A 13,399-nucleotide genomic window follows, 5' to 3' on the forward strand; every position below is an offset into this window, starting at 1 on the left:
AGTTAGCTCCTGAAGAGGGTAGACCGCGACCAGTCGTACCCCGATTAAAAAAGACCTGTGACGCCTTCATGGCGGCAGGCCTGCGCATTGCTCTCGAACAGACAAGCCTCCCGAAGGAGGCCTGCGTGCAATCCGACTGCAACGCTCCCGGGGGAGCGTGTCAGAACAGGTTGTCCTGGTCCGAGAACAGACTCATGACCGACTCACCCTTGGCAATGCGCTGGATCGTTTCGGCGATCAGCGGGGCCACGGAAAGTTGGCGAATCTTGGAACATCCCTTGGCGTTGTCGCTCAGCGGGATGGTGTTGGTCACCACGACTTCATCGAGGGCTGTGCCCTTGGCGATGCGTTCGATGGCAGGACCCGAGAAAATGGGGTGCGTGCAGTAGGCGTACACCTTCTTGGCACCGCGCTCCTTGAGCACTTCGGCAGCCTTCACCAGCGTGCCGGCGGTGTCGATCATGTCGTCCATGATCACGCAGTTGCGGCCTTCGATCTCGCCGATCACGTGCATCACTTCCGACACGTTGGCCTTAGGACGGCGCTTGTCGATGATGGCCAGATCGCAGTTCAGTTGCTTGGCCAGGGCGCGTGCGCGCACCACGCCGCCCACGTCGGGGGAGACGACGATCAGGTCTTCGTAGTTCTTCTGGCGCAGGTCGCCCAGCAGCACCGGCGACGCATAGATGTTGTCCACGGGAATATCGAAGAAGCCCTGGATCTGGTCAGCGTGCAGGTCCATGGTCAGCACGCGGGCCACGCCCACGGCTTGCAGCATGTTGGCCACCACCTTGGCCGTGATGGGCACACGGGTAGAGCGGGGGCGACGGTCCTGGCGGGCGTAACCGAAATAAGGAATCACGGCGCTGATGCGCTCAGCCGACGCGCGCTTGAGCGCATCGACCATGATCAGCAGTTCCATGAGGTTTTCGTTGGTGGGTGCGCAGGTGGACTGCACCACGAAAACATCACGTGCGCGCACGTTTTGTTTGATTTCGACGGTGACTTCACCGTCAGAGAATCGACCCACGTCAGCCGCACCGAGGGTGGTGCCGAGGTGTTGGGCAATTTCAGCTGCCATGCCAGGATTGGCATTGCCGGTGAAAACCATGAAGTCGGGGTGGTTGGCTTGCATGAGCGTCCCAGCAGTCTGAAATAAAAGCCCGTACGCGGAAAGCGTTTGGCAGGGGAAGAAGGATTCGAACCTTCGCATGCCGGAATCAAAATCCGGTGCCTTAACCAGCTTGGCGACTCCCCTACACAGGTCAATTGCCGAGGGCAACCAACCTTAAATTTCTCCTGATGCCCAACCTGCCAGAGGATGAACCATCAGATTTTCACATGCCTTCACTTGCCAGCCCTCGGGGGCTCCGCTCAAGTCAACTGCGTGTGACATATGCGCAAACACCGCACTGCCTGAGCCTGTCATTCTGCCTTTGAGGCCGCGATCTTTGAGCCATTCAATGGCTTGCAAAACATCGGGGCAAAGAGCCTGAGCAACTGGCTGCAAGTCGTTTCGACCGAAGTCAAAGTATGCTGCAGCAAAGCCTAAGATTGTAGCACTATCTGAATCGCGTTTCAAACTTGGTGACGAAAAAATTTCTTTTGTCTCCAAACCTGCTGCGGGCTTCATGATCACAAAGCTCGCTTGCGGTAGCTGGTGCACTTTCTCAAGCGGCATGATTGTCTCACCAATTCCCTCCACCCAAGCGTTGTGGCCGCATAAAAAAAACGGGACGTCAGCGCCCAGCTGCAAACCGATCTTTGCCAATGCGTGTCTTGGCAGGTTCAGCCCCCACAGCCGGTTCAAAGCCAGCAGCGTGGTGGCGGCATCCGAAGAGCCGCCTCCCATGCCTGCCTGCGCAGGCACGCGTTTCAGAACGCCAATGTGAGCGCCCTCACGGCAGCCCGTTGCGGCCTGCAGTGCATGTGCAGCGCGGACCGAGAGGTCCACCTCGGGTAGCGCTGTGGACAGGTCTTCCCGCGAAATCAATCCATCCGTGCGGCGTTGAAAGTGCAGGGTGTCGCACCAGTCCACAAGCATGAACACGGACTGCAGCAGGTGATAGCCGTCAGCACGCCGTCCGGTGATGTGCAAAAAAAGATTGAGCTTGGCCGGGGCTGGCACGTCATACAAGGCTTGCATGGGGCGAAAGAGTGGGGAGCGAGGTTTTGCTGTGCGAACGGCTCTGCTGGCCGCAGCAGTTTGCAGGCCGTCAGGGAGTCAGCGCAATGCGCAGCGTGGCGGTAGGCTGCGGGTCGCTGCGGCGTGCCGTCAGCCGCCCGTCTGCAATGCCGGTAAGGTCTGCTTGCCACCCCGTCGCACTGGCCTGGGTGCCCTTGAGCCAGCTGAACAAGGCGGTCACGGGAATGCGAGTGCCGGTCACGTCCTGGAGCAGCGTGTCCAAGGAATCAGAGGTACGGGTGTCCTGACCGCTAAGCAGCTGCGCGTGACCATCTTTCCAGTCGAGTTGCGCAATGCGATTGCCGAAGGGGCTGAGCAAAACGAGTCCCCCCGCCTGGGCGGTGCCGCGCAGCTCGAACATGGCAGAAAAAGACTGCGAGGCCTGCCCGTCGATCTGCAGGGCAATGCGCCCACTCCAGCTGTCTTCGTCCAGGGGGGCTTTGGCTATCGGCTGCGCACAACCTGCGAGCCACAGCGCCCACAACACCAGCCACCATGCCCACCGTTGGGGAGGAGTCCGTGGCCGACTGTTTGAAGTGGCGCTGAAAAGGCCTTGCATCAGAGGGAGGCCCCGAGGCGTTTCAGGGTCTCTTTGAGGGTGTCGTTGTCAGGACTGGCACGCTGACCTTCTTTCCAGACGCGTGTTGCACCGTCCCTGTCGCCCATGCTCCAGAGCACCTCACCCAGATGTGCAGCAATCTCCACATCGGGCCGTGCCTTGAAGGCTACTTCGAGGTGTTTGCGGGCGTCTGCCTTGTTGCCGAGGCGAAACTCCACCCAGCCAAGGCTGTCTAGGATGAAGGGATCGTTGGGGGCGAATTCCAATGCCTTCAGGATGAGCTGTTTGGCCTCGTCCAGCCGCACTCCGCGGTCTGCGAGCGAATAGCCAAGGGCGTTGTAGGCGTGGTGGTACTCTGGCTGGCGTGCGATCACCTGACGCAACAGCTTCTCCATCGTGTCTGGCTGGCCCGCCTTTTCGGCCAGCATGGCCTGGTCGTAGACCAGTTCGGCGTCGTCCGGGGCCAGGGCCACCAGTTCGACTTGTACCTTGTAGGCTTCCTGGTACAGGCGCTGGTCGCGTAACAGCTGCACTTCGGCCATCAGCTTCATGCGTTGGCTGTCTGCTGAATTGCCTGGCAGGTTGCGCAACAAGGCCCGCGCCTGGGCGAGCTTGCCCTGGCGTGCCAGCAATGATGCGCGGCGCGTCTGCGCACCAAAGACTTCTTCTGCGTTGTCGATCCGTGCGAGCCACGCTTCTGCGCCTGCAAAGTCTTTCTTTTTCTCGGCAATCTGCGCGTGCAGCAAGTACGCTTGCGTGAGGCTCTTTCGCCGCAGGTCGGTGTCACCAGATGCAGATGCCAGTTCCATGAACCGTTGCAGCGATGCCTCTGCGGCAGGCAGGCGGTTGTCCTGGTACTGCAAGGTGGCGGCCACCAACCACGCCTCTGCCAAGTCAGGCTTTTCCTTGGTGACCGTCTCCAACTGGCGACTGGCCTCTGGGTAGCGCTGAAGGCCCAGCAATACCCTGGCATACGCCATGCGCAGGTCCGGGATGGGTTGTCTGGACAGCGTTTGCATCACGATGGGCTCTGCGTCCAACAGGCCTTCGTCCATCAGCTCCAGCGCCAGCCGGGCCGCGCTTTCGCTGGCATTGTCCAGGCTCTGTGCCCTGCGTGCTGCGTCGAGCGCACCGGCCTTGTCGCCCGCTGCAAGCCTCAATCGACCCAGCGACACCCAGGCCTCGGGTCCGGTGGCAGGGTTGGTGAGTTCATTGACCAGGGCCTGTTCCACCACCTTGGCGGCCAGCGCTTTGTCACTCGCGCGTCCATACAGTTGTGGCAAAGATGCCAGCGCTGACGTCTTGGTCCTAGGAGAGGCTTGTGCAAGTTCCTGGCGCAGCAAGTCCGGTGTTTCGGCGATGCGGTTCAATGCGATCAGGATCTGCAGCACATACTGATTGGCCTCGCGCGACTGTGGCAGGGCTTCCTTCCAGGCTCGGGCTGCAGCCAGGGCGTATTCGCCTGATCGTGATTGCAAGGCAATGTCTGCAGCCCTTTGGTAGAGCTGCCCGTCAGCGCTTCGGCGCGCAGCCTCCAGCATGAACGCGTAGCCTGCGCCTGGGTCCCCAGTTCGTGCACTGATCTCGCCCAGAAAGATTTCGTAGAACAGCTCTGCGTCCAACGCGGGGTTGGACTCTACCGGAGGGGGCTCGCTCGGGGGGCGGCTTTCACCGGCGGGCTTTTGGGCCCAAGCTGAGTGGGCGGACGCCGCAATCACGGTGACCAAGGCGACGGTACGAAAGCTGTGGGATAACACCATCGGGCCATAATAATCCATGCCTGTTAAGCCGTTGCCCGGTTGTTTGTATGCCTGAGTTGCCTGAAGTGGAAGTGACGCGGCGCAGTTTTGCTACCGCGATCGCTGGAGCCCGGATCGAGGCTGTGATGATGGGCAAGCCCCTGCGGTGGCCTCTGGGTTGTGACCCGCAGTTGCTGGGAGGCCAACAAGTGGTCGGATTGCGCCGGCGGGGCAAGTATCTGTTGCTCGATATGAACCAAGGCGTTCTGCTTCTGCATTTGGGGATGTCGGGTAGCCTGCGTTTTGCTGCAGACATGCCAGAAGCGGGGGGGCATGACCACTTTGACCTTGTCACCGACCGGGGCACGCTGCGCCTTCATGACCCGCGCCGATTTGGCGCGGTGGTCTATGCGCCATCAGAGAACTCGCCGGTAGCCGCCAAATTGCTGGGCGGCTTAGGTATGGAACCCTTGTCTGAGGAGTTTCTACTTCCGACTTTTCAGGCAGGACTCAAGAAAAGCCGGATGCCTATCAAACAGTTGCTTCTGGCGGGGCGCGTGGTCGTGGGGGTCGGGAATATCTACGCCTCTGAGGTGCTTTTTTTGTCTGGCATCCGTCCTACTACCGTTGCATCACGCATTGGTCCGGTACGAGTACATAAGCTGCATCAGGCCATTCGCTCGGTGCTGGCCCGCGCTGTGGAGATGGGCGGTAGCACGCTGCGCGATTTTTCGAATGCCGAAGGAATGGCTGGCCACTTTCAGACGGCCGCGAACGTGTATGGCCGCGATGGTCAGCCTTGCCATGTATGCGGTACAGCCATCGAGCTGATTCGCCAGGGACAGAGAAGCACTTACTTCTGCCGCCAGTGCCAGCACCCATAGATGCTGCCGTCCGATGGACGGTTTGTGACAGCTGGCGGACGGTCGATGCTATATTTTGTATATACCTGCCTCGCGGGCCATCCATAGATCTCTGGGAGCAAAGTGGGACCTTCATTCAACGAACAGTTTGACCAGCATGGCGTCTGGCGACGGGAGTTCGCCCAGCAGCTCAAACGGCTGGCCGATTGGATGGCCACGCACGACCTGATGGATGCAGCAGTGCAAGAGCGCCTGCAGCGGCTGGAAGAGCAGGTACGCAGCGACAAGGTCATGGTGGCGTTTGTGGCGGAGTTTTCGCGTGGAAAATCCGAACTGATCAACGCGATCTTTTTTGCTGACTATGGTCGCCGCATCATGCCTGCCAGTGCGGGCCGCACGACCATGTGTCCCACCGAACTGGGGTATGACGCCAATGTTGCACCCAGCTTGCGGCTATTGCCCATTGAGACTCGACTTCAGATGCAGAGCCTGGCGGAGTGGCGGGTCAAGACCGACCGTTGGCAGGAAATCCCGCTGGATGTTGGCAACGCCGACCAGATTGCCAAAGCACTGGAAAAAGTGGCCGAGGTTCGCAAGGTCAGTCTGGACAATGCGCGTGCGCTGGGTTTCTGGCATGACGATCTGACAGATGAAAACCCTGTGCCTGACGCGCAGGGCTTGGTAGAGGTGCCCATGTGGCGCCACGCCATCATCAATATCCCCCATCCGCTCCTGAAGCAGGGTTTGGTGATTCTGGATACGCCTGGCCTGAACGCAGTGGGTGCAGAGCCCGAGCTGACGGTCAACCTCATCCCCCAGGCGCATGCAGTGGTGTTCATCCTGAGTGCCGACACCGGGGTGACGCGCTCTGACCTGTCGATCTGGCGCGAGCACCTGGCCATCTCGCCCGAGAGCATGGAAGCGCGTTTGGTGGTGCTGAACAAGATCGACACCCTCTGGGATACGCTCAACACCGCCGAGCAGGTCCAGGCGCAGATGGAGCGCCAGTGCGCGACTTCCGCCGAGATGCTCGGCGTGTCTCTAGACCGTGTGGTGCCTGTGTCTGCGCAAAAAGGCCTGGTGGCCAAGATCACTGCGGACGACGTTTTGCTGGAAACCAGTGGACTGCCAGCGTTGGAAGAGGCCCTTGCCAAAGGCATCATGGGCAGACGGCAGTCCATACTGCGCGCTGCGGTAGCGGCAGGGGTGGCGAGCCTGCGTACAGAAACGTCGCGGGTCATCAATATCCGACGCCGCGACCTCGATGACCAAATGGCCGAGTTGCGCAGTCTGCGGGGTAAGAACGCATCGGTGATCGAATCCATGCGCCATCGCATTGAGCAGGAGCAGCGTGAGTTTGATCTCAGCACTGCCAAGATCCAGGCGGTGCGTGCGGTTCACCTCAAGTTGCTGCGTGACGTTTTTCAGCAGTTGGGCGCCAAGGCGCTCAAAGCAGAGCTGGCTGAGCTGGCCCAGACATTGCAGCAAAAGGGGCTCAAGCTGGGCGTGAAGAAAATATACGTCCAGACCTTTGACAAACTGCGCGGCACCTTGGACAAGGCGCAAGCCTCTGGTACCGAGATTCAGGCCATGCTCAGCGGGACCTTCAGGCAGCTCAATGCAGAGTTCGGTTTTTCTTTGCAGGTGCCCACGCCGCCGCAGCTTGAACACTTTGCGCAAGACCTGCACCAGATCGAGCAGAGTCATTTGCAGTACCTGGGTATGGGCAATGCTCTCAAGTTGGCGCAACCCGAGTTTGCGGAGCGCCTAGTGCGCGCGCTGGCCATGCGTTTGCGCACGGTGTACGAGTCAGCGGCCAATGATCTGGAACTGTGGAGCAAATCAGCCACTGCGCAATTGGACGCACAGCTGCGAGAACGGCGTCGCAGCTTTGCTCGCCGCATGGAGGCCGTAGACCGCATACAACAGGCTGCCAGCGGCTTGGTGGAGCGCATCTCGGAGATCGAGGCTGGCGAGGAGGAACTCGGCCAGTTGGAGAACAAGTTGCATGAGCTGACTTCCAAGTTGGTGGCTCTGCCAGGGGCTGCACCGGCATTGACTGACGCGCATCCGGTTTCCGCATGAGTGCTGAATCCCGGGAGGGTGTGGCCGCGCGGGTAGTCGCTTGGCAAGCTGTACATGGGCGCAACCATCTGCCCTGGCAACAGACCCGCGATCCATACCGGGTTTGGTTGTCGGAGATCATGTTGCAGCAGACTCAGGTCACCACAGTGCTGGACTACTACGCCCGCTTTCTGGGCCGATTTTCTGATGTGAGCGCACTGGCGGCAGCCCCTCAAGATGAGGTCCTGGGCTTGTGGAGTGGTTTGGGCTACTACAGTCGTGCACGCAATCTCCATCGCTGCGCTCAGCAGATCATGACCGACCATGGTGGCGCCTTCCCGCGAAAGGCGTCGCTATTGGCGTCTTTGCCGGGCATTGGGCGTTCAACCGCAGGCGCTATTGCCGCGTTTTGTTTTTCAGAGCGCGTGCCCATTCTGGATGCCAACGTGCGGAGGGTGCTCACGCGCCTGCTGGGCTTTGGCCAAGATCTGGCTTCTGCCAAGAACGAACGCCTTCTATGGGAGCATGCCGATGCGCTGTTGCCAGTGCGCGATCTTGATGTGGCGATGCCCCGTTACACCCAGGGCTTGATGGACTTGGGGGCGTCCCTGTGCACACCCCGCTCTCCAAAATGTTCCGATTGCCCTTTGGTGGGCGATTGCGCAGCTTTCAAGGAGGGGGATCCTGAACGCTATCCCGTCAGAACCCGCAAACTGTCACGCCGGGCTGAATCATGGCAATTGGTGATCCTGCGCGATGGCAAGGGGCGCATCTGGCTGCAACGCCGCCCACCCACTGGGATCTGGGCGGGAATGCACTGCGTGCCCGTGTTCGCTGACCTTGAGTCGCGGGATGTTTTTGTGAGTGCTTTGGGTAGCAATGGGCAGTACGCGCAGCAAGAGCTGCAGCCATTTGTGCATGTCCTCACGCACCGGGACTTGCATCTTCACCCGTTGTTGATACAGACCGACGGAATGGTGCCTCCTGTGGAGGGCGGAGAGTGGCTGGGGCAAGATCAGTGGTCCTTGGTGGGGTTGCCGGCGCCCATTCGTAAGTTGCTGGACACCACGCAATCTTCGCTATGGTGAACCCAAACGGCGGCGCTCTCTCAGTCGCGGGGGGCTCGTCTCGTTTCGTTGGCGCCAAGCTCCACAACTTGTTCCCCAGAAGTTTGGCTCCAAGAGCTCGCTTGTGAAGGCAATGGTCAGCGCCCATCCAGTTCACGATGCCGCTTCAATGCAGTCCATCGGTCGCTGAACGCTTGTGCCAGTTTCTCCACCAAATAGACAGAGCGGTGTTGTCCACCGGTGCAGCCGATGGCTACGGTGACGTAGCTTCGGTGATTGCGATCCAGCATGTCCAGCCAGTGTGCTAAAAATTTTTCAATGTGGGCCCGCATCAGGTCCACCTCGGGTTGCAGGTCCAGAAAGTCAGCCACCGGCTGGTCCAGTCCTGTGAGGTCCCGGAGCGCGATCTCATAGTGTGGGTTGGGCAGCATGCGGACGTCGAAGACGTAGTCGGCATCCATGGGAATCCCGCGTTTGAAAGCAAATGACTGAAAAACCAAGGTTAATTGCCCTTGCGCCGTGGACATCAGGCCTTTGACATAACTTTGCAACTGGGAGGCGCGGATGGTGCTGGTGTCGATCACGTGTGACTGTTCGCGCAGTTCAGCCAGCAACTCCCGCTCCAGCTCAATGATCTGAACTAAGGCCCTGCGTCCTTGCTGGAGGTCGTCGTGCGACAGGGGATGGCGGCGGCGCGTCTCGGAGAAACGCCGCACCAGGGTATCGATCGTGGCATCCAGAAAAAGGGATTTCACGGCCACGCCCTGACTGCGCAAACGGCTCAACTCTTGAGGCACTTGATGCAAGGACGTTGCGCTGCGGACATCCACTGCAATGGCTACGCGGTTGCCATGGTGTTTGTGTTCGAGCGCTACGAAGGCTGGCAGTAGCTCCGGCGGCAGGTTGTCTACGCAGTAGTAGCCAGCATCTTCCAGTGCGTGCAAGGCGACGGATTTTCCAGATCCCGACATGCCCGTGATGACAACAATTTCAAGGGCCATCAGCGTTTCCTAGCGGCGTTAGATGAGGGGGCGGGTGGGATAGGCGTAGTGACCAATGCCGGTGCCGCAGTACCCAGCATTTCGCGCGCGTGCGCCAACGTGGTCTCGGTAGCGCGCTCCCCACCCAGCATGCGGGCGATTTCTGCCACACGCTCGTCTTGCTGCACAACCAGCACGGTGCTGGTTGTGCCTTGAGCGCTTTTGTTTTTTGCCACCTTGAGGTGGTGATGCGCACATGCTGCTACTTGGGGCAGGTGAGTTACTGCCAGCACTTGGCGGTCGCGTCCCAGCAGCTGCATCAAACGTCCCACGGTTTCGGCGACTGCGCCACCCACGCCGGAGTCCACCTCGTCAAAAATGAGTGTGGGGGCTGAGCCCAATTCACTGGTTGTGACTGAGATAGCCAGCGAAATGCGGGACAACTCCCCGCCGGAGGCGACTTTGCCGACCGCCTTGGGGGTCATGCCGGGGTGTCCCGCAACCAAAAACACGACATCATCGATCCCGTCGGGAGAGGGGTCTGACGCCTTCGTCACTGACACCTCGAATTTGCCGCCCTCCATCCCAAGACCTTGCATGGCCTGAGAGATGGACACGGAGAGCTTTGGTGCTGCTTTGGCGCGAGCCAGAGACAGTGCGCGCGCCGCCGCTTGGTACGCCTTGGCGCTGGCGGATTCGTTGGCTTGCAGCTTTTCCAGATCGGTGGCGGCATCAAGCTGGCGCATGGATGCTTTCCAGTCCTTGAGCAGAGCGGGTAGTTCTGCAGGAGGGCGTTTGTACCTGCGAGCCAGTCCCATCCACAAGGACATGCGTTCGTCCAGTTCTGCCAAACGTTGGGGGTCAATGTCCGCATGGCGTAAATAGGTGTGCAGAGAATGCACTACGTCTGTCGTCTGCGCCAGACTCGACGCCAGGATATCGGCCAGATTGGCGAACTCTGGCTCAATGTGTTCTTGCGCCTGAAGCAGCGAATGTGCGTGGGTCAGTGCGGAAACGGCTCCCGCGTCGTCTTCTTGCAAAGCTTGAAGCGCTCCATGGGCCCCATCCAGCAACGCCTGCGCGTGCGATAGGCGCTTGTGTTGCGCGTCAAGATCCTCCCACTCCAGGTCGCCTGGCGCGAGCTTGTCCACTTCGCTGATTTGCCACTGCAGGCGCTCGCGCTCTTGCTGAAGCGTTGCCTGTGCTGCGCGTGCCTGCTGCAATGCCTTGAGGTCAGCGCGCCATTGCGTCCAACGCGATGCTGTATCGCGGGTATTCACACCGGCAAAAGCGTCCAGCAAGCCGCGCACCGACTCTGGGCGGGTCAGGCTTTGCCATGCGTGCTGACCATGGATGTCGAGAAGCATCTCGCCCAAGGCACGTAACTGTGAAGCTGTCGCTGGTGTCCCATTGATCCAACCGCGGCTCTTGCCCTGTGTGTCGACGGTACGGCGCAGTAGCAGCCAGTCATCGGTTTCAAACCCGGCTTCCTCCAGCCATGGGCGGGCATGGGCAGGGCATTCGAATTCCGCGCAAATGTCGGTCTTGCTGCATCCTTCCCGTACTACCCCGGCATCCGCGCGTGCTCCCAGTGCCAGTTGCAATGCGTCAATCAAGATGGACTTGCCCGCCCCGGTTTCACCAGTCAACACGGTAAAGCCGCTGCGCAAGTCAAGTTCCAGCGTTTGAACGATCACAAAATCCCGCAGTGTTATCCGCCGCAGTGCCATGGTCATGAGCCCCCTTCGTTCCAGCGCAGCTTCTTGCGCAAAGTCGCGAAGTAGTTCCAGCCTTGAGGGTGTAGAAATCGCACGCGATGCTCAGAGCGTTTGACGAGGATGCGGTCGCCATGCAGCAAGGACGCAAGGGACTGCATGTCGAAGTTCGCGCTGACATCGCGCCCGCTCACTACTTCGACAGCCACCTCAGTCGCATCGGAGAGCACGATGGGGCGGTTGGACAGCGTATGTGGCGCTATAGGAACCAGCACCCAGCCCGGGATGGATGGGTGAAGCATGGGCCCGCCCGCAGACAACGAATATGCGGTCGATCCGGTGGGGGAAGCAATGATGAGGCCGTCGGCCCTTTGATTGGCCACAAACTGCCCACCAACTTCGACACGCAATTCCACCATGCCCGATGTCGCGCCACGGTTGACCACCACATCGTTCATGGCCAAGGCTTCGAACACCACACGTTCATCGCGAACGACTGTTGCGTGCATTAAAGGCCGCTGGTCTTCTTCGTATGCACCTCGCAGCATCGGTGGCAATGTGGTCTGATAGGTGTCGAAGGGAATGTCAGTGATGAATCCGAGCCGGCCCTGATTGATGCCGATCAGCGGCGTTCCAAAACGCGCCAAGCGTCGGCCAATGCCGAGCATCGTCCCATCCCCCCCCACCACCAGCCCCAAATCGCACCGTGCACCGATCTGGTCTACATTCAAGGAAGGGTAGTGTGTCAATCCGGTATTGCTGGCGGTCTCCGCTTCCAGCACCACCTCACATCCCTGGCGCTCCAAGAAATGCGCAATATCCTCCAAAGCCCGGCGAGAGCCATCACCGGGGGCGCCTGCAGCTGAAGTCTGGTACTTGCCTATAAGTGCGACATGGCGGAAATTGGACGTCATCGCGAAATTACATCATTAAAATCATTCCATGCTCGATGACCGTGCCAAGTTGTTGCTCAAAGCCCTGGTCGAGCGTTACATCGCTGATGGGCAGCCCGTAGGGTCGCGTACCCTTTCCCGCGCGTCCGGGTTGGATTTGTCGCCTGCCACGATACGAAACGTGATGGCGGACCTGGAAGAGCTAGGGCTGATTGCGAGTCCCCATACCTCCGCTGGCCGTATTCCTACAGCGCGTGGATACCGTTTGTTTGTGGACACGATGCTCACGGTGCAGCGGGAGTCTGTCATGCCGCCCCAGCTGGCACCTGAACAGCCGCAAAAAGTCATCGCCAACGCCGCACAGCTGTTGTCCAACCTCTCCCAGTTCGTTGGAGTGGTGATGGCACCTCGGCGTACCTCGGTATTTCGCCACATAGAGTTTCTTCGACTCTCCGAAAAGCGCTTCCTCGTGATCATCGTGTCGCCGGAAGGTGACGTACAGAATCGCGTGATCTTCACCGAGGTGGATCACTCCCAGTCGCAACTGGTAGAGGCCTCCAACTTCCTGAATGCCCACTACGCCGGACTCGCAATGGAGCAGGTGCGAGAACGTTTGAAGTCCGAGGTCGATGTATTGCGCGGAGAGATTGCATCGCTTATGCAGGCGGCAGTCAACGTAGGCTCAGAGGCACTGTCCGAGGCGCAGGACGAGGTGGTGATTTCTGGAGAGCGCAACCTGCTGTCCGTCAGTGATTTCTCCAGCGACATGGGCAACCTGCGTAGGGCATTTGACTTGTTTGAGCAGAAGACACAAATCCTTCGCCTTCTGGACATCTCCAGCCAAGCGGAGGGGGTGCGCATCTACATCGGTGGCGAGAGCAAGGTTGTGCCCTTTGAAGAGCTTTCGATCGTCAGCTCCCCCTATGAGGTTGATGGCAAGGTGGTGGGGACTTTGGGCGTGATTGGTCCTACGCGCATGCCATACGACCGCATGATCCAGATTGTGGACATCACCTCCAAGCTGGTGTCCAACGCGCTCAGCCACCGCAAGTAAGCCCCTACAATACGGCGCTTGCCCCGTTGTATAGCGCTGGAGCATGGCTTGGGGGCGTTAGCTCAGTTGGTTAGAGCAGAGGACTCATAATCCTTTGGTCGTTGGTTCAAGTCCAACACGCCCTACCACCCTAGCTCGCAGGGTGCATGTATCGGCAAACGATGTGTTTTGTGATCCAAATCGCTCAGTTTGTTTTTGGAGCCTTCATCGTGCATTACAATCTCGGCTTGCGTTGAATTGACTGTCTGTTTGTATGGCCTGATCCAGGAAAGCAATCAGA

At 59.5% G+C, this 13,399-nt stretch carries 11 protein-coding genes and 2 tRNA genes; 5 read left to right on the forward strand and 8 right to left on the reverse strand.

The features are described 5' to 3' along the window. Positions 1–160 precede the first annotated feature (160 nt). From AC07X4_RS02115 to AC07X4_RS02135, 5 genes are all read right to left on the reverse strand, one after another. Complete coding sequence (locus AC07X4_RS02115) at positions 161–1,135, reverse strand: ribose-phosphate pyrophosphokinase (protein WP_056060480.1); 975 nt, start codon at positions 1,133–1,135, stop codon at positions 161–163. Positions 1,136–1,181: 46 nt separating this feature from the next. Continuing rightward, positions 1,182–1,258: transfer RNA gene (locus AC07X4_RS02120), tRNA-Gln, on the reverse strand. A 30-nt stretch (positions 1,259–1,288) separates the two neighbouring features. Beyond that, positions 1,289–2,146, reverse strand: coding sequence for a 4-(cytidine 5'-diphospho)-2-C-methyl-D-erythritol kinase (gene ispE / locus AC07X4_RS02125; protein WP_494739061.1), 858 nt, complete (start codon positions 2,144–2,146; stop codon positions 1,289–1,291). 70 nt (positions 2,147–2,216) lie between these two features. Next, complete coding sequence (locus tag AC07X4_RS02130; RefSeq protein WP_494739062.1) at positions 2,217–2,672, reverse strand: lipoprotein insertase outer membrane protein LolB; 456 nt, start codon at positions 2,670–2,672, stop codon at positions 2,217–2,219. A 71-nt stretch (positions 2,673–2,743) separates the two neighbouring features. After that, the gene (locus AC07X4_RS02135) at positions 2,744–4,522 is read right to left on the reverse strand and encodes a tetratricopeptide repeat protein (protein ID WP_494739063.1); all 1,779 of its coding nucleotides are present in this window, start codon (positions 4,520–4,522) and stop codon (positions 2,744–2,746) included. A gap of 29 nt (positions 4,523–4,551) precedes the next feature. On the opposite strand from AC07X4_RS02135, the gene mutM reads away from it, so the two are divergent. The 3 genes from mutM to mutY all read left to right on the forward strand — a co-directional run bounded on the left by mutM (position 4,552) and on the right by mutY (position 8,498). Further along, entirely contained in the window at positions 4,552–5,367 is an 816-nt protein-coding gene (gene mutM, locus AC07X4_RS02140; RefSeq protein WP_494739064.1) for a bifunctional DNA-formamidopyrimidine glycosylase/DNA-(apurinic or apyrimidinic site) lyase, read from the forward strand. Positions 5,368–5,469: 102 nt separating this feature from the next. After that, entirely contained in the window at positions 5,470–7,431 is a 1,962-nt protein-coding gene (locus tag AC07X4_RS02145; protein ID WP_494739065.1) for a dynamin family protein, read from the forward strand. Next, complete coding sequence (gene mutY / locus AC07X4_RS02150; RefSeq protein ID WP_440597438.1) at positions 7,428–8,498, forward strand: A/G-specific adenine glycosylase; 1,071 nt, start codon at positions 7,428–7,430, stop codon at positions 8,496–8,498. Before AC07X4_RS02145 ends, mutY begins: the two co-directional genes overlap by 4 nt. Positions 8,499–8,614: 116 nt before the next feature. Here mutY and rapZ read toward each other — a convergent pair whose 3' ends face one another. The 3 genes from rapZ to AC07X4_RS02165 are packed head-to-tail and all read right to left on the reverse strand — an operon-like array spanning position 8,615 to position 12,086. Next, the gene (gene rapZ / locus AC07X4_RS02155; protein WP_056060499.1) at positions 8,615–9,478 is read right to left on the reverse strand and encodes an RNase adapter RapZ; all 864 of its coding nucleotides are present in this window, start codon (positions 9,476–9,478) and stop codon (positions 8,615–8,617) included. Continuing rightward, positions 9,478–11,187: a DNA repair protein RecN gene (gene recN, locus AC07X4_RS02160; RefSeq protein WP_494739112.1), complete on the reverse strand. Its 1,710-nt coding sequence runs from the start codon at positions 11,185–11,187 to the stop codon at positions 9,478–9,480. Before recN ends, rapZ begins: the two co-directional genes overlap by 1 nt. Positions 11,188–11,189: 2 nt before the next feature. Further along, positions 11,190–12,086, reverse strand: coding sequence for an NAD kinase (locus AC07X4_RS02165; protein WP_056060503.1), 897 nt, complete (start codon positions 12,084–12,086; stop codon positions 11,190–11,192). Between the two features lie 28 nt (positions 12,087–12,114). On the opposite strand from AC07X4_RS02165, the gene hrcA reads away from it, so the two are divergent. Together hrcA and AC07X4_RS02175 are read left to right on the forward strand one after the other, a co-directional pair. Next, positions 12,115–13,119: a heat-inducible transcriptional repressor HrcA gene (gene hrcA / locus AC07X4_RS02170; protein WP_494739066.1), complete on the forward strand. Its 1,005-nt coding sequence runs from the start codon at positions 12,115–12,117 to the stop codon at positions 13,117–13,119. A gap of 51 nt (positions 13,120–13,170) precedes the next feature. Further along, positions 13,171–13,247: transfer RNA gene (locus AC07X4_RS02175), tRNA-Ile, on the forward strand. The last annotated feature ends 152 nt before the right edge of the window (positions 13,248–13,399 follow it).

The organism is Acidovorax sp. GW460-11-11-14-LB4 (genome assembly GCF_059423685.1).